At 46.0% G+C, this 18,630-nt stretch carries 20 protein-coding genes and 1 riboswitch; of the genes, 17 read left to right on the plus strand and 3 right to left on the minus strand.

Annotated features, from left to right (window positions below):
• Nucleotides 1–63 precede the first annotated feature (63 nt).
• From aroK to R3P39_RS15255, 4 genes are read left to right on the plus strand one after another with little or no spacing between them, the layout of a single operon-like run.
• Nucleotides 64–582, plus strand: a complete 519-nt coding sequence (gene aroK / locus R3P39_RS15240) for a shikimate kinase AroK (protein WP_336568507.1) — start codon at nucleotides 64–66, stop codon at nucleotides 580–582.
• Between the two features lie 24 nt (nucleotides 583–606).
• The gene (aroB, locus tag R3P39_RS15245) at nucleotides 607–1,677 is read left to right on the plus strand and encodes a 3-dehydroquinate synthase (protein ID WP_336568508.1); all 1,071 of its coding nucleotides are present in this window, start codon (nucleotides 607–609) and stop codon (nucleotides 1,675–1,677) included.
• Nucleotides 1,678–3,063, plus strand: coding sequence for an SPOR domain-containing protein (locus R3P39_RS15250; protein WP_336568510.1), 1,386 nt, complete (start codon nucleotides 1,678–1,680; stop codon nucleotides 3,061–3,063).
• A 47-nt stretch (nucleotides 3,064–3,110) separates the two neighbouring features.
• Nucleotides 3,111–3,968: a Dam family site-specific DNA-(adenine-N6)-methyltransferase gene (locus R3P39_RS15255; RefSeq protein WP_336568511.1), complete on the plus strand. Its 858-nt coding sequence runs from the start codon at nucleotides 3,111–3,113 to the stop codon at nucleotides 3,966–3,968.
• Here R3P39_RS15255 and R3P39_RS15260 read toward each other — a convergent pair.
• The gene (locus R3P39_RS15260; RefSeq protein WP_336568512.1) at nucleotides 3,946–4,140 is read right to left on the minus strand and encodes a DUF2970 domain-containing protein; all 195 of its coding nucleotides are present in this window, start codon (nucleotides 4,138–4,140) and stop codon (nucleotides 3,946–3,948) included. The genes R3P39_RS15255 and R3P39_RS15260 overlap by 23 nt on opposite strands.
• A gap of 11 nt (nucleotides 4,141–4,151) precedes the next feature.
• Nucleotides 4,152–4,448, minus strand: a complete 297-nt coding sequence (locus R3P39_RS15265) for a hypothetical protein (protein WP_336568513.1) — start codon at nucleotides 4,446–4,448, stop codon at nucleotides 4,152–4,154.
• A gap of 138 nt (nucleotides 4,449–4,586) precedes the next feature.
• On the opposite strand from R3P39_RS15265, the gene rpe reads away from it, so the two are divergent.
• From rpe to speD, 11 genes are all read left to right on the plus strand, one after another.
• Nucleotides 4,587–5,258, plus strand: coding sequence for a ribulose-phosphate 3-epimerase (gene rpe / locus R3P39_RS15270; protein WP_336568515.1), 672 nt, complete (start codon nucleotides 4,587–4,589; stop codon nucleotides 5,256–5,258).
• On the plus strand, nucleotides 5,258–5,923 hold the full coding sequence (gene gph, locus R3P39_RS15275; protein ID WP_336568516.1) for a phosphoglycolate phosphatase: 666 nt from the start codon (nucleotides 5,258–5,260) through the stop codon (nucleotides 5,921–5,923). Before rpe ends, gph begins: the two co-directional genes overlap by 1 nt.
• A gap of 24 nt (nucleotides 5,924–5,947) precedes the next feature.
• The gene (trpS, locus tag R3P39_RS15280; protein ID WP_336568517.1) at nucleotides 5,948–6,952 is read left to right on the plus strand and encodes a tryptophan--tRNA ligase; all 1,005 of its coding nucleotides are present in this window, start codon (nucleotides 5,948–5,950) and stop codon (nucleotides 6,950–6,952) included.
• A 216-nt stretch (nucleotides 6,953–7,168) separates the two neighbouring features.
• A complete protein-coding gene (locus tag R3P39_RS15285) occupies nucleotides 7,169–7,750 on the plus strand; it encodes an anthranilate synthase component II (protein ID WP_336569331.1) in 582 nt (193 codons plus the stop codon).
• 225 nt (nucleotides 7,751–7,975) lie between these two features.
• Complete coding sequence (locus R3P39_RS15290) at nucleotides 7,976–9,151, plus strand: HDOD domain-containing protein (protein ID WP_336568518.1); 1,176 nt, start codon at nucleotides 7,976–7,978, stop codon at nucleotides 9,149–9,151.
• A 358-nt stretch (nucleotides 9,152–9,509) separates the two neighbouring features.
• Nucleotides 9,510–10,721, plus strand: coding sequence for an aspartate aminotransferase family protein (locus R3P39_RS15295; protein ID WP_336568520.1), 1,212 nt, complete (start codon nucleotides 9,510–9,512; stop codon nucleotides 10,719–10,721).
• A gap of 66 nt (nucleotides 10,722–10,787) precedes the next feature.
• Nucleotides 10,788–11,801: an arginine N-succinyltransferase gene (gene astA, locus R3P39_RS15300; protein WP_336568522.1), complete on the plus strand. Its 1,014-nt coding sequence runs from the start codon at nucleotides 10,788–10,790 to the stop codon at nucleotides 11,799–11,801.
• A 15-nt stretch (nucleotides 11,802–11,816) separates the two neighbouring features.
• Entirely contained in the window at nucleotides 11,817–13,289 is a 1,473-nt protein-coding gene (gene astD / locus R3P39_RS15305; RefSeq protein WP_336568523.1) for a succinylglutamate-semialdehyde dehydrogenase, read from the plus strand.
• Between the two features lie 152 nt (nucleotides 13,290–13,441).
• Nucleotides 13,442–13,777 carry a DUF3802 family protein gene (locus R3P39_RS15310; protein ID WP_336569332.1) on the plus strand — a complete coding sequence of 112 codons (336 nt, stop codon included), beginning with the start codon at nucleotides 13,442–13,444 and terminating at the stop codon, nucleotides 13,775–13,777.
• A 100-nt stretch (nucleotides 13,778–13,877) separates the two neighbouring features.
• Complete coding sequence (locus tag R3P39_RS15315) at nucleotides 13,878–14,291, plus strand: OsmC family protein (protein ID WP_336568525.1); 414 nt, start codon at nucleotides 13,878–13,880, stop codon at nucleotides 14,289–14,291.
• Nucleotides 14,292–14,376: 85 nt separating this feature from the next.
• Nucleotides 14,377–15,183 (plus strand): adenosylmethionine decarboxylase, encoded by an 807-nt coding sequence (gene speD, locus R3P39_RS15320; RefSeq protein WP_336568526.1) that lies wholly within the window; start codon nucleotides 14,377–14,379, stop codon nucleotides 15,181–15,183.
• A gap of 61 nt (nucleotides 15,184–15,244) precedes the next feature.
• On the opposite strand, the gene R3P39_RS15325 is transcribed toward speD, so the two are convergent.
• Entirely contained in the window at nucleotides 15,245–17,323 is a 2,079-nt protein-coding gene (locus tag R3P39_RS15325) for a TonB-dependent receptor (protein WP_336568528.1), read from the minus strand.
• Nucleotides 17,324–17,434: 111 nt separating this feature from the next.
• Here R3P39_RS15325 and R3P39_RS15330 point away from each other — a divergent pair, with 111 nt between their 5' ends.
• Both R3P39_RS15330 and R3P39_RS15335 read left to right on the plus strand, forming a co-directional pair.
• Nucleotides 17,435–17,824, plus strand: a complete 390-nt coding sequence (locus R3P39_RS15330) for an acyl-CoA thioesterase (protein WP_336568530.1) — start codon at nucleotides 17,435–17,437, stop codon at nucleotides 17,822–17,824.
• Between the two features lie 83 nt (nucleotides 17,825–17,907).
• Nucleotides 17,908–18,300, plus strand: coding sequence for an META domain-containing protein (locus tag R3P39_RS15335; protein WP_336568531.1), 393 nt, complete (start codon nucleotides 17,908–17,910; stop codon nucleotides 18,298–18,300).
• Between the two features lie 115 nt (nucleotides 18,301–18,415).
• Nucleotides 18,416–18,542: riboswitch (TPP riboswitch) on the plus strand.
• Nucleotides 18,543–18,630: the final 88 nt, after the last annotated feature.

Here is an 18,630-nt window from a genome sequence, read left to right on the forward strand (position 1 = left end):
GGGGCCAGGTCGTTAGGCGGGGTTTTATTTCAAATTTTAGAGTTCGTTTGTACTAAATAAGATATGGCTGAGAAACGTAATATATTTCTAGTAGGCCCTATGGGGGCTGGTAAAAGCACGATTGGTCGTCACATTGCGGATCAATTACACCTTGAGTTTTTCGATTCAGATCAAGAAATCGAGCGCCGCACTGGTGCAGATATTTCTTGGGTATTTGATATCGAAGGAGAAGAAGGGTTTCGCAAGCGTGAAGAATCTGTCATCGCGGATCTAACAGAAATGCAAGGCATTGTGTTAGCGACCGGTGGTGGCTCTGTGATCAGCAAAGAAGTTCGCAATAAGTTATCTGCGCGCGGTATTGTTGTTTACCTAGAAACGCCAATCGAAAAACAGGTAGCTCGTACTCAGCGTGACAAGCGTCGTCCTTTATTGCAAACTGATGAAGATTCACGTGACGTATTAGAGCGCTTAGCAGAAGAACGTGAACCACTATATAGAGAAGTGGCCGACCACGTTGTTCGTACCGATGAGCAAAGCGCCAAAGTAGTTGCAAACCAAATAATTGATAAATTAGATTTCTAAAAAATACCACTGAGAGGGAAAGCCATGCTTGAATTAAAGGTTGATTTAAACGAGCGCAGCTACCCTATCTTTATTGGTGAAGCACTTTTATCTGATGCCGGACGACTGAAGCAGTATATCGGTCAAAGTCGTCCAGTCATCATCACCAACTCTACCATCGCACCCCTTTACCTGGCACAGCTACAAGAGCAGCTTAGCTCCTTAGCCCCACTTCACTTTATCATTCCTGACGGTGAGCAATACAAATCACTGCAATGGTTTGAAAAAATTTCCGCTTTCTTACTTGAGCACAACTGTGGCCGTGATACCTGCTTAATTGCTCTAGGCGGCGGTGTCGTTGGTGACTTAACAGGGTTCGTTGCCGCTTGTTATCAACGCGGTGTGCCCTTTATCCAAATTCCAACCACCTTATTGTCTCAAGTTGACTCGTCGGTTGGTGGTAAAACGGCAGTTAATCACCCCTTGGGTAAAAATATGATTGGTGCTTTTTATCAGCCTAAAGCGGTGTTTATTGATACCCAAACATTAACCACCTTACCAGCTAGAGAATTTGCTGCTGGCATGGCCGAAGTAATTAAGTATGCCTTGATCTATGATGCTGACTTTCTGGATACCCTTTCAGAGCTGCAGCCTAAGTTGCGAGACTTAGACCCCGAGTGCTTACAACAAGTAATATATAAGTGTTGTGCCATCAAAGCTGACATTGTTGCAAAAGATGAAACCGAAGCGGGCCTCCGTGCACTGCTGAATTTAGGCCACACCTTTGGTCATGCCATTGAGGCGCAAATGGGTTATGGCAATTGGTTGCATGGTGAAGCGGTTGCTGCAGGGATGATGTTAGCGGCAAAGTTAGCACAGCATCGCGGGGACTTAACGGCGCAGCAAGTAGATAAAATTGCCCAAGTGCTGAAACGCTATGACTTGCCAACCGCAGCACCGGCACAGATGACCAGCCAACAGTTTTTACAGCATATGCGTAAAGATAAAAAGAATAAGCAAGGCAAGATCCGGTTTATTTTGCCGACTCAGCTGGGGCAGTGTGCACTGGTTGATGATGTCAGCGATGACGCTGTGGAAACCTTAATAGGCAGCTAAATGCAATCGCAAATTTTACCGAGTCGCGCGGCTTTGGTAGACAGAATTGCTTTGCAATTCGAGTACGGCCAAAACCTTATTACCTTGGTCGGTACCTCGGGGCTGGGCAAAAGCTATCTGGCTGAGTCTTTTCTTACTGATAAGTACCCTGAATTTAACAAGGCTTTTGTTAAGCTAACTGCCAATAGCAGCGATTTCGAGGTCATGCGCCAGCTTCTGGAGCACAGTTTTCGTAGTCCATTAATCGATCAAAAGCTCAGCCTGAGTGAAAACTTCGCCTTACTGCATGATGAGCAACCTTGTGGTCCCTGCTTGTGGGTGCTTGATAATGTTCGTCATTTAACTAGCGAGATGGCAGAGCAATTACAGTCACTTGCCACCTTTGCTAAAGAAACCATTTATATTTTAGCCACCTCACAGCAGCCACAGGTACTGCCCAGTGGGCTCGATATTCATATTGAGCCGCTTTCTTTGGTGGAGAGTAAACGTCTAATGCAGATGTTTTACCGTGAGTTACCGCCTGATGAAGACCCTATATTCAGTACATTTCTAGCCGAAGCGCGTGGCATCCCCAGTGTGCTACTGACCTGGCAGCCAAACGAGCAGCTTAATTTACGACCAAAGGCCGATAAAGGACAACGCAAGGCACAGTGGCAGTGGTATGTGATAGCGCTGTGTTTTATTTTGACGGCATTGATGGTTGCCATCGTGTACGAGCAAGAGTTACGAGATTATTGGTTCGAAGAGTCCGAGCCGCAAACCGTTGCAACCGCGCTGGATGCCGAGCGTGTCTTTCAGGCGCAGCCCAGTAATGTGAAAGAGTTAAGCAGTGCTGCGGATGAAGAAATTAAGGAAGCACTGCAGCCTGTTGCACAGCAAGATGCAGCTCAAGTGGCGAGTATTGTTGCGGCATTAACTGCGACCCCAAAGGCGTTAGACACCAATGAAGAGCAAAGTGCCGCAGCTGCGCCGCCGAGCGAAGCTAAAACCCCACCATCTTCTCAGCCTGCGGCAACGGCAGACGTAGCAGAGTTACTGCAGTCAGATTCTGAGCCGTTTAGTGAAGAAAAAGCCAACCCAGCGCCTGAGGGCAATCAATGGTTTTTACAACAACAAGACGGCGGCTGGGTGATCCAACTGCTGGCGGTGACAGAGCCTGCGATTGCGGCCGAGTTCATGGCACAGCATGCTGATGTTACTATGCACCAATTTGAGGTGATCCGTGGTGAGCAAACTTGGTATGTGGTGACGTCATCGGCGTATTCTTCATTAGCAGCGGCAAGAGCAGCAAAAGCACAGCTACCGGAGGCAATTAACAGCGCACAGCCATTTTTTAAGCAAGTGAGTAAAATTAAGCAAGAAATCACTCAGTCTCTCGGTAATTAAACGCATTTAGTGTAAAATCCTGCAATCAATCACGATATAGAACGAGCATGCAACAAAAGACTAGAGCCTTCTTAAAATGGGCAGGCGGAAAATACAGCTTAGTGGAAGACATTGCTAAGCGCTTACAAGCAGCAAGTACTGAAGCCGATACCTTAGTAGAGCCTTTTGTTGGAGCCGGATCTGTATTTTTAAATACTCACTTTAAGCATTATATCCTCAACGATATCAATGCCGACTTAATTAACCTGTATAACGAGCTTAAGCGCACTCCGGACGAGTTTGTCAGCGATGCCAAACGCTTGTTTGTGGAGCTGAATAACCACCCAGATGCCTATTATGCTTATCGTAAACAGTTTAATGAAAGCATCGATATCTATGAACGGGCCATTCTCTTTTTGTATATGAACCGCCACGGTTACAACGGCCTATGTCGCTACAACCTAAAGGGGATTTTCAATGTGCCGTTTGGTAAGTATAAAAAGCCGTACTTTCCAGAACGTGAGTTATACGTCTTTGCCGAAAAGGCGCAGAGTGCGACGTTTACCTGCCAAAGCTACAGTGAAGTATTTAATGCCATTCCTGATAATGCCGTGGTGTATTGCGATCCCCCTTATGTGCCTCTGAGTAAAACGGCTTCTTTTACCAGTTACGCCAAAGGTGGTTTTGACCTTGACGACCAAGCAAGACTGGCCAACTTAGCAGAACTCACGGCATTCGAGCGGCAAACACCGGTGCTTATTTCGAACCATGATACGGTGTGGACGCGGAAGATTTATAACCAGGCAAAGTTGGATGTTATTAAGGTTAAGCGCACCATTAGTCCTAAAGGCAATGGCAGAAATAAGGTCGGCGAATTAATGGCAATGTATCATCGCCCTAAGGCTAAGCTAACACTACCGCGTTAACAAACCAAACCAGAATAATCACGAAAGCGGCAACAAAGATAACGCCGCCGACAGCAAACGGCCAAAAGCGGCGGTTATTAAAGTCTTCTGCGCGTTTGTTTTGGCTTTGGACGCCAAACATGGCTGCAACCACACTTTGGAACACAGCCAGCTTGCTATTGGAAGAGGCCATACTAAACGTACTTAATATGGCGAAGAAACTTTGCTACTGTTTTGCTCATCGTTGGAGCCGATAAGCAGCTCGAGCAAATCCAAGTAATGGAATTGACCATTGCTACTGCCGCCCGTTAACCATGCCACCCAGCTGGTGTGTGACTCTGGCTGACACGCTTCAGAATCAGCGACAAACTGACTTGTGCTACAACTACAGGCAGCGTATTCGGCAACCCTCTCATTATTGTTATCAAATGAAAAGACGCCCGCTGATGCAACGAGCACCGCTGCTATCAACGCAATCCGTGCTTTGATACTAGAAACCATAACCCTATCCCCAGAAAGTAGACTCTAACCAATAATACACAATGTTCGTTTATTGCACAATCTGAAAAGGCCTTAAAACGGAGACTTTATCGCTTATTTACGCTACAGTAAGGCGGTTTTAGCTTGAGGGGAAAACAGATGTCGGATTTTTTAATTGCACCTTCTATTTTATCGGCGGATTTTGCCAGACTAGGGGAAGAGGTTGAGGAGGTGTTAGCGGCCGGAGCGGATGTCGTGCATTTTGACGTAATGGACAATCACTACGTGCCCAACTTAACCATTGGTCCTATGGTGTGCAAGGCGCTTCGTGACTATGGCATTAGCGCGCCAATCGATGTCCACCTTATGGTTAAGCCGGTGGATAGTTTAATTCCCGAGTTTGCTAAAGCGGGTGCCAGTATCATTACTTTCCATCCTGAGGCCAGTGAACATATTGATCGTAGCTTAGCATTGATCAAAGACGCTGGTTGTAAAGCCGGCCTAGTATTTAACCCCGGTACGCCATTGCATTACCTCGACCACGTGATGGACAAAATTGACCAAGTACTACTGATGTCAGTAAATCCAGGTTTTGGCGGCCAGAGTTTTATCCCGCACACGCTAGAAAAATTAAAAGAAGCGCGAGCAAGAATAGACGCATCTGGGCGTGATATTCGTCTTGAAGTAGATGGTGGTATCAAGGTTGATAATATTGCCGAAGTGGCCGCTGCCGGTGCCGATATGTTTGTCGCAGGATCGGCCATTTTTAACCAGCCCGATTACAAAGCAGTGATCGATGCCATGCGTGCTCAGCTAGCGCAGGTAAAGTAATGCGTTTTGAAGGAGTATTATTTGACCTAGACGGTACTCTAGTCGACAGTGCCGAAGACATGTACATGGCATTGAATCTAACCTTGAGTGAACTTGCTTACCCCATTGTCAGTCATGCCTTAGTAAGAGAGTGGGTTGGCAATGGTATCGAGGTGCTGGTACAGCGTGGACTCAGTGGCAGTCATGAAGTCAGTGATAAACTTGACGCAGCGCTGGTAGCAAAAGCCACCGCACGTTTTAAACAGCATTATGCTGAGTTGGTGGGGCAATATGCGGTTTTATATAGTCATGTTGAGACTACGCTTGCCGCTTGTGCGGGCATGGGCAAAGCCATTGTAACCAATAAAAACCGCGAGTTTACCACCACCTTACTGACCAAGCTCAACCTTAGTCAGTACTTTGATGTGGTGATTTGCGGTGACGATTGCGCTAAAAAGCCTTCACCGGAACCTTTACTGTTGGCGGCAGAGCAACTTAAGCTGCCAACAGAAAAACTCATCATGGTGGGAGACTCAAAAAGCGATATTTTCGCAGCCGAAGCGGCTAACATACCTGTGATTGCGGTAAAATATGGGTATAATCAGGGGTTCGATTTACAACAATTCAGGCCACAGCACCTGTGTGATGGGTTGTTAGATATTATCCCCATTATTAATCAACGTTAATGTAAGCAAAGATAAAGGAACGACATGAGTAAACCTGTAGTATTAAGTGGTATTCAGCCCACCGGTGGGATGACAATAGGCAATTACGTAGGTGCCATTAACCAGTGGCTTAAACTACAAGAAGACCATGAAAGTTTCTTTATGCTTGTGGACTTACATGCCATTACCGTGCGTCAAGAGCCAGAGCAGTTGCGCGAACGTGTATTAGATGGCGTTGCGTTATATACTGCCTGTGGTATTGACCCGGACAAAGCGGCGTTATTTGTGCAATCTCAAGTACCTGAACATGCTCAGTTAGCTTGGGTATTGAATTGTTACGCGCAGATGGGCGAACTAAACCGCATGACGCAGTTTAAAGACAAGTCATCAAAGCACGCGAATAATGTCAATGTTGGCTTATTTTCATACCCTGTGCTGCAAGCGGCTGATATTTTACTGTACCAAGCGGATCAAGTGCCGGTAGGGGAAGATCAAAAGCAGCACTTAGAGCTTACTCGTGATATTGCCACGCGATTTAATAATTTATACGGTGATGTGTTTAAAATCCCAGAGCCTTATATTCCAGAGTTTGGCGCCCGAGTAATGAGCTTACAAGATCCGCTGAAGAAGATGTCAAAGTCGGATGAAAACCCCAATGGCTACATCATGTTGTTAGATGAGCCGAAAAAAATTGAGAAAAAGCTGAAAAAAGCCGTCACGGATTCCGATGAGCAGGCACGTATCTACTTTGACCGTGATGAAAAGCCAGGAGTATCAAACCTACTGACTTTATTGAGCGTTGCCACCAAACGTTCAATCGAGGACCTGGTTCCTGAGTATGAAGATAAAATGTATGGTCACCTGAAAAAAGACACCGCTGCCGCTGTAGTTGCCATGATTGAACCGATCCAAGCGCGTTTTAAAGAGATCAGAGAAGACCGTACACTGCTCGATGAGATTATGCGTAAGGGGGCCGATAAAGCCAGTGAACGTGCCGAAAAGACGTTGAAGTCGGTATACGATGCCTTGGGCTTTATTCCGCGTCAGTAATACAAACCACTACTTTGCCACGATCGAGGTTTAGCGACAGCCGTGGTGAAAGTGCAAAAATGGCACCTTAGGGTGCCTTTTGTGTTTTTATGTGTGAGCCCTTTTTAGTCGCGAGGGCACATCGGATTTATCCAGCGTTCATGGTAATATTGCCTTTTTTAGAGCCGTCATCAGCTTTAGGTTCCGCCTGTGTTAGGCGCTTTTGTGGTAGAAAACATGCTGTTAATGATAGATAACTATGACTCTTTTACTTATAACTTGGTGCAATATTTTCAGCGCCTAGATATAGACGTATTAGTGAAGCGCAACGATGAAGTCACCCTTGATGAAATCAAGCAGCTAAAGCCTAGGCACTTAGTGATATCACCAGGTCCTTGCAGTCCAGATCAAGCTGGAGTGTCGCTTGAGGTGGTAAAACAGTTTCAAGGCAATATACCCATTTTAGGCATTTGTTTAGGGCATCAAACCATTGCCCAAGCACTTGGCGGGCGAGTGATCCGCGCTAAGGAGGTGATGCACGGAAAAACGTCACAGCTGCAGCATAATGGCCAAGGGGTATTTAAAGGCTTACCGAACAGTTACCAGGTTTGTCGTTATCATTCTTTAGTGGTTGAGCAACAGAGCTTGCCTGAGACGTTTGATGTAACGGCTTGGACAGCCACACAAAGCAACCAACTTGATGAAATTATGGGGCTATCTGTGCCAGAGCGAGCACTTGAAGGGGTGCAATTTCATCCCGAAGCCATTCTTACCGAGCATGGGCTGACATTACTTGATAACTTTATCAAACGCTTCTAGAGTTTAGTCATTGTGGCATTAATTTAGGTTATCACTAAGCATCTACGCTGGTATCAGCATTTTTCATGTTGCCAGGCACAGAAGACAACTCCAAGTGAGGAAAATTGCACCAAAAAGTTGTCTTTATTGGTATAATCTGCGGTGTAGTAATAGAAAACTCATACGTTTAGCTGATAATGTTACGTATGAGTATCTTATTAAACTCTCATAATTTAAGTGGCATGCATGACGCAAGAAAACAAGCAAACTAGAGTGGCACAAGCATTATCGGAACGCGCTCACGATCTTCTTATCAGTCTTAATTTCGCACAAAAGCAGATTGGCTATATCCATACTTTTGATATGAGTTATGGCGAAAATATCGCTGAGCGAACTATGCTGGAAGTTGAAATTGCCGCTGCCGCCAAGCGTCAACAAAGCAGTACCAGTCATCACAAATATATTGCAAAAGCGAGTAAGCACTTACATTCTGTTATCGAAGAGGCCATTGGCAAACAAATTAATGACCTAGACAACATTTATCATGAAGTGGTTGGGATCCAAGATTCCGTGCCGGCTTTATTGGATATTCTGGCGGTGCGTTCGGCGTCTGTGGGGCGTCTTGAACCCTTGGTTAATGACCTGAGTTGGTTAGGTCGTGAGCTGGTGTCTTTGGTTAACTTGCCGCAGTACCGTAAAAAGAACAGCAAAGGCACCGCAATAAAAGTCGATACCCCAGCGCTGGCACTGCGTTACTTAGGGTTAGAAAACTTGCAAATGGTGATCCCCACCATGGCAATGCGTCATTGGATGCCACACTCCACAGAGCCTTTCCCGTTAATGAAGCGTAAAATGCGCGAATTAAGCATGAGTACCGCCATTGCTGCAAAAGAATTGGCGCCATTTTATGGCGTTAAAGAGCAGCACGCTTTTACCTTAGGCATGCTGTTAGAGTTAGGTAAAATCGCGTTAGTCCGGCTTTACTTGCGTACTTTTGAAAAGGTCTGGCAGGCCAAAGTAAAGATCGCCCGTGACAAAAAGCAAAAAGATCTCCATTCAGCTCTGTTAGAACTGGCACCCGATCCGCTGTTTTTGCGTAACTTGTTGGTCAACCACTCGGCAGAGCTATCGTGCAAGCTTATCGAAAAAATGGAACTGAAATATTTGCCGTTTAATGTTGTCATGGAGGAATATACGCAAACTTATTTACCCAATGCGCATAAAAAAATAGCCGACCCTATGGCGTTAACTACGGTGATGCAAAAAGCCTATGGCTATGCGCAAATGCTTGTTTTAAAAGACAGCCAGCTGATTGAAGAAGATGAAGCGGAACTTTTACTGCAACACCTAGAACTCAGCGATGAAATGCGCAAACAACTCGCTAAATGTGCTTTCCATAACCTGCAGTTGACGATTTTGTAAAAAAAACTAAAATTTTTTTTGCGACTATTCATTCATAGCCCATCACATGGCGAGCTGTGCAAAGCTGCACAGCGCTTGCCTTGCCCATAAAATATGTCCTAAATAGTTATTCACTGAAGGTGAGAAAATATGTTAAACCCTTGAATATCAAGGCCTCCACGGCAGAGAGATATGAGACAAAACGGGCTTTTTCTGGAATAATAGGCGTATGAAAATTGTGCCATCAAGGATTAATACAGACTTAATCAGCGCCATATTGGCTGCATAGTTATCCGCATACATTACAGGCCTTGGTCATGTAAGCCATTAGGACTGACTACCTTGAAGCACTTTGACTCACCAAATATGAGGAAATAAAATGACTATTAATCGTGAATTGTTCGATGACGTAATGGTACCTAACTACGCCCCTTCTGCGGTAATTCCAGTAAAAGGTGAAGGCTCACGTGTTTGGGATCAAGAAGGCAAAGAGTATATCGACTTTGCTGGTGGTATCGCCGTTAACTGTCTTGGTCATTGTCACCCAGCTTTGGTGGGCGCGCTGAAAGAGCAAGGTGAAAAAATTTGGCACCTATCTAATGTTATGACCAACGAGCCGGCATTACGTCTAGCGAAAAAGCTAACTGACGCCACGTTTGCAGACAAAGTCTATTTTGCCAACTCAGGTGCCGAAGCAAACGAAGCGGCGTTAAAGCTAGCACGTCGTTGGGCACTGGATAAATTCGGTGCTGAAAAGTCACAAATCATTTCGTTTAACAAAGGCTTCCACGGTCGTACTTTCTTCACTGTGACGGTAGGTGGTCAAGCCGCTTATTCAGATGGCTTTGGTCCAAAGCCGGGTGATGTGGCGCACACCGATTATAACGACCTAGCAGCACTAGAAAAAATCATGTCTGACAAAACCTGTGCAGTCATGATGGAGCCGCTACAAGGTGAAGGCGGTATCGTTTCACCTGATGCGGATTTCGTAAAAGGTGTACGCGAGCTATGTGATAAGCACAATGCACTGCTTATTTTTGACGAAGTACAAACCGGTGTCGGTCGTACGGGCGACTTATACGCATACCAAGGCCTAGGCGTAACACCAGATATTCTTACCACGGCCAAAGCGCTAGGCGGTGGCTTCCCTATTGGTGCCATGATCGCCACCACTGAGATTGCAGCACACCTAAAAGTAGGTACTCACGGCTCAACCTACGGTGGTAACCCATTGGCGTGTGCTGTAGCTGAAGCTGCGTTTGATACCGTCAACACACCAGAGGTGCTTAACGGCGTTAAAGCAAAAGAGCAGCTGTTCCGCGAGCTACTTACTGAAATCAATAACAAGCACAACGTATTCAGTGAAGTACGTGGTAAAGGTTTACTCATTGGTGGCGTAGTTGCTGAAAAGTATCAAGGTAAAGCAAAAGAGTTTTTAGTTGAAGGCATTAAGCAAGGTGTGATGTCACTTGTTGCTGGTGCAAACGTGGTTCGTTTTACACCATCACTGGTTATCCCTGAAGCGGATATCCGTGAAGGCATGGCGCGCTTTGAAAAAGCGGTTGCAGCCGTCGTTGCTAACAACGCTTAATATGCTTGCGAGGCTGCCGATGGGCAGCCTTGTTGTGATCCATAATTTTGAGGAGTAAGCGGGCTCATGATGATCCTTCGCCCAATCCAAGAAAGCGATTATCCAGCGCTTTTAAACATTGCTCACGAGTCGGGACATGGCTTTACGTCACTGCCGGTTAATGAAGAGCTATTACAAAAGAAAATTGCACGTTCGGTGGCTTCGTTTGGCAAGCAAGCCGATAAGCCTTTTGATGAAGGCTACCTATTTGTACTGGAAGACAGTGAAACAGGTGAAGTGGTAGGTACTAGTGGTATTGAAGCCGCGGTGGGTTTAGATGATGCGTTTTATCACTATCATTTAAGCAAAGTGATCCACTCGTCACGCACTTTGGATGTTTACAAAGCAGTGGATATTTTGACTCTGTGCAACGATTACACCGGTGCCACAGAGCTATGCACGTTATTTTTGAAAGACGGCTATCGTAAAGGTGCAAATGGCAAGTTGCTATCGCGCGCACGTTTTATGTTTATTAACCAACATCGTGCCCGTTTTGCTGAGACCTTGATCGCAGAAATGCGCGGTGTGTCGGATGAAAATGGCGACAGTCCATTTTGGCAGTGGCTCGAAGAGCACTTCTTTTCCATGGACTTTCCAACCGCCGATTACCTCACCGGTATTGGGCAAAAGGTGTTTATTGCGGAACTGATGCCAAAGTATCCAATTTACGTCAATCTGCTTAGCAAAGAAGCACAAGCGGTCATTGGCCAGGTACATAACAACACTCGCCCAGCGATTGAGCTGCTAAAAAGTGAGGGCTTTACCTTTAATGGTTATGTCGACATTTTCGATGCCGGTCCCACAGTAGAAGCCAAAGTCGACAACGTCCGTACTGTGCGCAACACTCAGGTTAGAACCGTTAAAATTGGCGACAACACTGGCGGATTCCCTGTTATGGTTGCAAATGATAAACTAGAAGACTATCGCGCATCGGTATTGGATCTGGCCTTGGCTGAAGATGACCAAGTGATTTTAGCACCACACGTTGCCGCGGCCTTAAAAGTAGCAGAGGGCGACCAAGTTAGCCTCGTAAAGATTTAAGATTGGGAATAGATTATGACAACACATGCAGCACAATTTATAAATGGTGAGTGGGTTGCTGGACAAGGCGCAAGCTTTAGCTCGGTAAACCCAGCAAACAATGATGTCATCTGGAGTGCAAACTCTGCAACGCCTGAGCAAGTAGATGGCGCCGTTAAGGCAGCACGTGAAGCCTTCTATTCATGGAGCGATCTAAGCTTTGAAGCACGCTTAGACATCGTTAAGCGTTTTGCTGAAGTATTAAAAGAAAACAGCGAAGAGTTGGCAGTTGCTATTGCACAAGAAACTGGTAAGCCACTGTGGGAAACGCGCACTGAAGCGGGTGCCATGGTGGGTAAAATTGCCATTTCTGAAAAAGCCTATCAAGAGCGTACTGGCGTGGTAGAAAACCCAATGCCAGTAGGTCGTGCCGTTATTCGCCATAAGGCGCACGGTGTAGTAGCGGTATTTGGTCCATATAACTTCCCAGGTCACTTACCCAATGGTCACATTGTGCCGGCATTGCTTGCGGGCAACACGGTGATCTTCAAACCATCAGAACTGACGCCAAAGGTCGCTGAGTTAACTCTGAAACTATGGCAACAGGCGGGCTTACCTGCTGGTGTGATCAACCTAGTTCAAGGTGAAGTAGAAACAGGCAAAGCGCTTGCGTCGCACGCGGGTATTGATGGTTTATTCTTTACCGGTTCGTCGCGCACAGGTCACCTATTGCATGAGCAGTACGCCGGTCAGCCTGGCAAAATCCTAGCACTTGAAATGGGTGGTAATAACCCACTGTTGGTTAAAGATGTTGCCGACACCAAAGCCGCGGTTCACGATATTCTGCAATCAGCTTATATTTCTAGTGGCCAGCGCTGTACTTGTGCGCGTAAGTTGTTCTTACCAGCAGGGGAACAAGGCGATGCTATCTTGTCACAGCTAATCAAAGCGACGAAAGCCATTAAAGTGGGCAACTACGACGATGAAGATCAACCATTTATGGGTTCTATGATCTCAAACGCCGCTGCCGCAGGCATGGTAAAAGCGCAGCAGCAACTAGTAGAGCTGGGCGGTGAAGTGTTAGTTGAGCTAACCCACAAAGAAGGCACCGGCTTTGTAACACCAGGCATCATTGAATGCTCAAACATCAGTGATTTCCCTGATGAAGAACACTTTGGTCCATTACTAAAAGTATTCCGTTACACTGACTTTGATGCAGCGATTGAAAAAGCCAATGAAACCAGCTTTGGCTTATCGGCAGGTCTTTTAGGCGACAATGAAGCGGACTACGATCGTTTCCTACGTCGTATCCGTGCCGGCATCGTTAACTGGAACCGTCCAATTACAGGGGCATCAAGTGCCGCACCATTTGGTGGTATTGGCGCTTCAGGTAACCACCGCGCAAGTGCTTACTATGCCGCAGACTACTGCGCTTACCCTGTGGCTTCTGTGGAGCTAGAAAAGGTAACTCTACCAGGCAGCTTGAGCCCAGGTTTATCTTTAGATTAAAATAGTGCTGTTGAGCTAGTAGCAACAGTAAAGGATGAAAAAAGCAGCTTCGGCTGCTTTTTTGTGTCTTAGTGGCTACAAAAGTAGCAATCGAAAAAACTTTCTGCTTAAATCAATAGGAGATGTCTTTGATAGGTTCAGGTGAGCAAAGTATGGTGTTAGATAAACAAGGGTACGATGAACTGGTCATGTATTTGACGCAAAACTTAGCCTTGTTTGAGAAGCCCGGGCAGGTAGAGCCTGGTGCGCCTAGAGTCATGGAATTAATCGAAGACGTAATTGCTGAACATGTGATCCGGATATGTGAGCAACACAGTGAGCTGACCACAGAGCAACGCAGCTTAATTGTACGTGAGGTAGATGGCATCGTTTACGACTTACAAGAGGTACTCTCAAGTGTGGTTGATCAACGGGTTACGGTTGAGCAGCGCGAGTTTATAGAAGAGTTTGCTGGATTATTAAAAAACCTATTTGATTCTGCGGTTTAAGCTGGCAAAATCGAAACTTATTAAAAGCCGCGCATTTTGTTGAGTAGCGGCTAAGCATCACACCGCCTGTTGGCGGTGTTGTACGTTATAGAGGATGAATATGCTAGCAAGTGTAAAGTGGGTAGAAGGGGATACCTTTATTGGACGTTCGGCGTCAGGCCATAATGTGGTGTTTGATACGGGATCTGACAGTGCAGCCCCAAGCCCAATGGAAATGGTATTAATGTCGGCAGGCGCCTGCTCTTCAGTCGACGTGGTCAGTATTTTGCAAAAAGCCCGTCAGGATATCAGCGACGTGGAAGTAAAGCTTAGCGCTGAGCGCGCCGAAAGCGCCCCGCGGGTGTTTACTAAAATCAATCTACACTTTGTGGTCACTGGCAACAACGTTTCTGAAAAGCATTTAGAAAGAGCCGTGAGCTTGTCTGCTAAAAAGTACTGCTCTGTGGCATTAATGCTTGAAAAAGCAGTGGAAATTACACACAGCCATGAAGTGGTTGAAAGTGAGTCAAAATAACGCTTTTTCATGGCGTTATTTTCGTATAAAATCCGCGAACTTTTGGTTCTGCAGCGCAGATTTTTTGTATTAAGGTGGGTCTATCGTGAACAAGCCCTTTGATAAAATTAAACTCCATGGCTTTAACAACTTAACGAAGAGTTTAAGCTTTAGTATTTACGATATTTGCTACGCCAAGACTGAGCAACAGCGTAAAGAATATTTAGAATACATTGACGAACAATACAGTGCCGATCGCCTTACCGATATTCTTAAAGACGTCACCGATATTATTGGTGCCAATGTGCTTAATATCGCGCGTCAAGATTATGAGCCGCAAGGGGCCAGTGTGACTATTTTGGTCTCAGAAGAGCCGGTAGAGCAGCAGACCTTTGACAGCAATGAGACCCCAGGACCATTACCTGACTCTGTGGTAGCGCACTTAGATAAAAGCCATATTTGTGTTCACACCTACCCAGAAGCACACCCTCATGACGGCATTTGTACGTTCAGAGCCGATATTGAAGTGTCGACCTGTGGTGTTATCTCACCGTTAAAAGCGCTGAACTTCTTAATCCACTCGCTAGAGTCGGATGTGGTGACGATAGACTACCGTGTTCGTGGCTTTACCCGTGATGTTAACGGCGTAAAGCACTATATTGACCACGCTATCAACTCAATCCAAAACTACATGTCTGAAGACACCAAAGAGGCCTACCATATGGTAGACGTGAACGTGTATCAGGAAAACTTGTTCCACACCAAGATGATGTTAAAAGAAACCGATTTGAATACCTATTTATTCGGGATCAGCACTGACGACTTGGGAGAGCAGGAAGAAGAAGAGATCCGCTTACGTTTAAACCGTGAGATCCAAGAAGTATTCTACGGTCGTAATCTGCCTGAGGCTTAACCTCAGCGCAAGCGACGAGGGAAGTGTGCTAACACTTCCCTTTTTTATTTCTAGTGACCTGTTACAGCTCGTAATTAAAGCTTAAACCATACACTCTTGGCTCGCCGTATTGCACATAGGTATGTGGCTGGTAGCCATCCAGTGGGTTGTTACCAAATCGAAACCCTCTTACCACAATGTCTTTATCGGCTAAGTTTCTGCCCCACGCAATCACCGACCAGTTGTCGCCGTAGTAACTTAAACTGGCATTGATTAAATTGTGGTTGTCCGCTTGCTCATTATGGCTGTCTGACAAGTAGTAACTGTCTTTGCCTTCAACGCCGAGTTCAAATACCAGGTTATCCGTTAAGGCATAATCTACCGCAAGGGCGTATTGATAAGTGGGTGCTTGGGCCTGATCGCGACCATCGAGGCTCACGCCGGTGGCGGAGACAAAGTTTTCAATCTCGCTTTCCAAGTAGCCAGCGCTATAGGTTAACCCTAAGCGTTCGGTGTACTGGAAGTTACCCTCGACTTCGAGGCCATAGTTATTGCCTTCGCTGGCGTTATCAATGTAGCCTGCAAACTGCTGATTAGACACTTGCCATTGTTTTAACTGAATGTCATCACGCTGCATATAGAATGCGGTGACGCGAACCAGGTGACGATTGTCTGCCGACTTGCCTTTAACACCAAACTCCGCATTCCAGACATATTCAGGGTCAAAGTAGTGATTTTCTGTTGCGATTTGTAGCCCTTCATCTTGGGCCTTTGCTAACGCTTCACCGTTTACACCACCAACTTTATAGCCGCGGGTCAGGCTAGAATAAATCATGGTGCGCGGCACAACCTGGTACTCAAGTGCTAGCTTACCGCCCCACATTAGGTCATCACTGGTGATGCTAGCACCGTTACTGTCGAGGTAATCGGCATCGTATTGCTCGGCACGAAGACCAGTAATAAGACGGGTTTTATCAGAAATGTGATGCACGTATTGGCCAAAAATGGCTTCGCTTTGCACCGAATAAGCTGAGCTAAAAGGGGCGGCTAACCAAGTGTACTCACGTGTTAAGTCAACATCGTTACGCTTGGTGTAAAAGCCCACCACCCAATCACTTTGCTTATCTTTTAATAACAGTTCTATATTGCCTTTTTCATAATCTCGAAAATATGCGTCTGTTGAGCTGTAGCCGTATTCGTGAAGTCCTGCTGCGCACAGCTGTGGCTCGCTGGGGTCATTACACACCCAATCTTCGTCGTAGCTGTAAAGCGTATCAGCCTGCAGACCAGAGAGTTTAAATTCGAAATCAAATGCCGCAGCGCGAGTATATACCCCGCGCAGAGCAAAGGCGTCAGACTCGAGGTTGTCTTGACCAGGCTCATCAGCCACGCTATTGCGAGAATTGTCGAGGGTAAAGCCATCATAGCCGTTGTCAGTATTAATGTGATGATAAGCAAAGTTAAGTGCTAGGTGTTCACTGACTTGTGAGTTCAGCTTAAACCGTGCTACCTGCTCGTCTTGTGTTTGTGTCGGTTTATCAAGGTAAAGGTTGTCGACATAGCCGTCGGATTCACGTTGATATAAGCTAACGCGAGCTGCGGTATTATCGCTCAGGCCAGTACCTGCGGCGATGCCCGCTTCGTAGCTGCCATAATTGCCGACGCCAAGCTTGAGCTTTAAGCTTGGGTCTTGAGTAGGGGCCTGAGTACTCACCTCAACAATGCCAGCTAGTGCATCTGAGCCAAACTTGGTGCCTTGTGGGCCACGGTAAACTAACACCGATTCACTATCAAACAATAGCGCACTGCCACCTAAGCCAGAATAATTAATGCCGTCGATAAGTAAGCCAACACTGGGATAAATCGGGTCAACAAACTGCGAGCGCAAACCAACTCCGCGGATCTGCAAAAAGCGGCCTCGAGAGGCTCCAGCGGTAAAGTTAACGTTGGCGGTAGCACCTAAAATCTCATCCAAGTATTGGGCACCGCGTTTGTCAATGGTCAGCTCATCCATTAAGGAAGCGCTAGCACTGAGAGTTTGGATGCTTTCATCTTGAAAATCACCGGTGACAACAATGGTTTCCAGCGTTTCATCGGCAAGGGCTTGGTGAGAGAAAAAAGGCAGCAACGCCAACGTGATGGTAGAGAGTTTTAACTTCATGCTTAATCTTTGTCCCATTTTTGATTGCGCACAGTTTAGCAAAAGCCAGACCAGTTAACAGTGAAATTGTGTTATATGTTAGCCCTGAAAATTAGATCATAAGGAAACAACATGGCTTTTAAAGTTGATTTTAAGGTAAGAGACTACGAGTGTGATTTACAAGGGATTGTCAACAACAGTGTTTACTTCAACTATCTCGAGCACGCCAGACACGAATTTTTATTAGCCAACCACATCGATTTCGCCGCCTTAGCGGAGCAAAAAGTTAACTTAGTGGTGGTGCGCAGTGAAATGAATTACAAAGGCTCGCTGGTGCCAGGAGATCACTTTTATGTCACGGTGGAGCTTGAGCGAATAAGCAAAATCAAATTTGCGTTTAAGCAGCAAGTGATCCGCAGTGCTGATGACAAACTGATGCTTGATGCTGTCATCACTGGTACCTCAGTTAATGAACGCGGTAGGCCCTTTTTACCAGACGCATTAAGCCAATTATTCGCTTAACGGGGTTTTTTACATAAATTTACTGCCGTTTTTTGCTATGACAGCGTTATAATGCCGGCAGATTTTTTTAACGATGGTTTACCATGAAATTTATCACCCTATTTGCAGCCGTATTGGTGCTCACAGGATGTCTTTCAACAGGGAAGGTAGACAAGGATACACTGAAATTTTCCACTTGGCAGGTGTATCAAGTAGACGGTAACAATGTGCAATCACTCGGAGCAACAGTGCGTTTTATCGATGCGCTGCAAGTCAACGGCTTCAGTGGTTGTAACCGCTTTTTTGGCGAAGGCAAAGTCACCGATGGCACCTTGCAAGTCAGCAATATTGGCATGACTCGAAAGCTTTGTCGTGGTGAGGTCGCTAAGCTCGAGTCGCAATTGATCAAACAGTTAGAGTCAGGCGTAAAGCTAGAATTGGATGGCGAGCAGCTGATACTGGTCGGCAACCAACGCTTTACCTTAGTGAAAAAATAGTCTTGCTATTGTAGCCTTGCTACGGTTGCAGTAAGGCAGTAGACTACAAGCAGAACAGTTTTTCGCAGTTGCTAAACAGTAGCTGCATTCGCGTTAGCCACCACTTTGGTGGCTAGCACACTTGTCGGAGTGCCTCGAGTAGCTATGTCTTGAACATGTTTACTCAGGCTGAGATCGCATTGTGCGGGATCCGTGGACCTGATCAGGTTAATGCCTGCGTAGGGAACAAGACAGCAGACTTACAATATCTGTCTATAACGACGTGATGTAGTCGTTATCCACCACCCCCGAGGATTTTCCTCGTCTCTCCCATTGTGGGATCTGACAAGA

This window comes from Pseudoalteromonas sp. UG3-2 (assembly GCF_037120705.1).
Classification (GTDB): Bacteria; Pseudomonadota; Gammaproteobacteria; order Enterobacterales; family Alteromonadaceae; genus Pseudoalteromonas.

What these genes read in the sequence shown, in the direction of transcription:
- aroB (WP_336568508.1), top strand. Translation starts at nt 607, where the DNA reads ATGCTTGAATTAAAGGTTGATTTAAACGAGCGCAGCTACCCTATCTTT.
- astA (WP_336568522.1), top strand. Translation starts at nt 10,788, where the DNA reads ATGATGATCCTTCGCCCAATCCAAGAAAGCGATTATCCAGCGCTTTTA.
- R3P39_RS15310 (WP_336569332.1), top strand. Translation starts at nt 13,442, where the DNA reads ATGGTGTTAGATAAACAAGGGTACGATGAACTGGTCATGTATTTGACG.
- R3P39_RS15290 (WP_336568518.1), top strand. Translation starts at nt 7,976, where the DNA reads ATGACGCAAGAAAACAAGCAAACTAGAGTGGCACAAGCATTATCGGAA.
- R3P39_RS15295 (WP_336568520.1), top strand. Translation starts at nt 9,510, where the DNA reads ATGACTATTAATCGTGAATTGTTCGATGACGTAATGGTACCTAACTAC.
- rpe (WP_336568515.1), top strand. Translation starts at nt 4,587, where the DNA reads ATGTCGGATTTTTTAATTGCACCTTCTATTTTATCGGCGGATTTTGCC.
- R3P39_RS15250 (WP_336568510.1), top strand. Translation starts at nt 1,678, where the DNA reads ATGCAATCGCAAATTTTACCGAGTCGCGCGGCTTTGGTAGACAGAATT.
- R3P39_RS15255 (WP_336568511.1), top strand. Translation starts at nt 3,111, where the DNA reads ATGCAACAAAAGACTAGAGCCTTCTTAAAATGGGCAGGCGGAAAATAC.
- trpS (WP_336568517.1), top strand. Translation starts at nt 5,948, where the DNA reads ATGAGTAAACCTGTAGTATTAAGTGGTATTCAGCCCACCGGTGGGATG.
- R3P39_RS15325 (WP_336568528.1), bottom strand. Translation starts at nt 17,323, where the DNA reads ATGAAGTTAAAACTCTCTACCATCACGTTGGCGTTGCTGCCTTTTTTC.
- R3P39_RS15285 (WP_336569331.1), top strand. Translation starts at nt 7,169, where the DNA reads ATGCTGTTAATGATAGATAACTATGACTCTTTTACTTATAACTTGGTG.
- R3P39_RS15265 (WP_336568513.1), bottom strand. Translation starts at nt 4,448, where the DNA reads ATGGTTTCTAGTATCAAAGCACGGATTGCGTTGATAGCAGCGGTGCTC.
- R3P39_RS15260 (WP_336568512.1), bottom strand. Translation starts at nt 4,140, where the DNA reads ATGGCCTCTTCCAATAGCAAGCTGGCTGTGTTCCAAAGTGTGGTTGCA.
- R3P39_RS15335 (WP_336568531.1), top strand. Translation starts at nt 17,908, where the DNA reads ATGAAATTTATCACCCTATTTGCAGCCGTATTGGTGCTCACAGGATGT.
- aroK (WP_336568507.1), top strand. Translation starts at nt 64, where the DNA reads ATGGCTGAGAAACGTAATATATTTCTAGTAGGCCCTATGGGGGCTGGT.
- gph (WP_336568516.1), top strand. Translation starts at nt 5,258, where the DNA reads ATGCGTTTTGAAGGAGTATTATTTGACCTAGACGGTACTCTAGTCGAC.
- astD (WP_336568523.1), top strand. Translation starts at nt 11,817, where the DNA reads ATGACAACACATGCAGCACAATTTATAAATGGTGAGTGGGTTGCTGGA.
- R3P39_RS15315 (WP_336568525.1), top strand. Translation starts at nt 13,878, where the DNA reads ATGCTAGCAAGTGTAAAGTGGGTAGAAGGGGATACCTTTATTGGACGT.
- R3P39_RS15330 (WP_336568530.1), top strand. Translation starts at nt 17,435, where the DNA reads ATGGCTTTTAAAGTTGATTTTAAGGTAAGAGACTACGAGTGTGATTTA.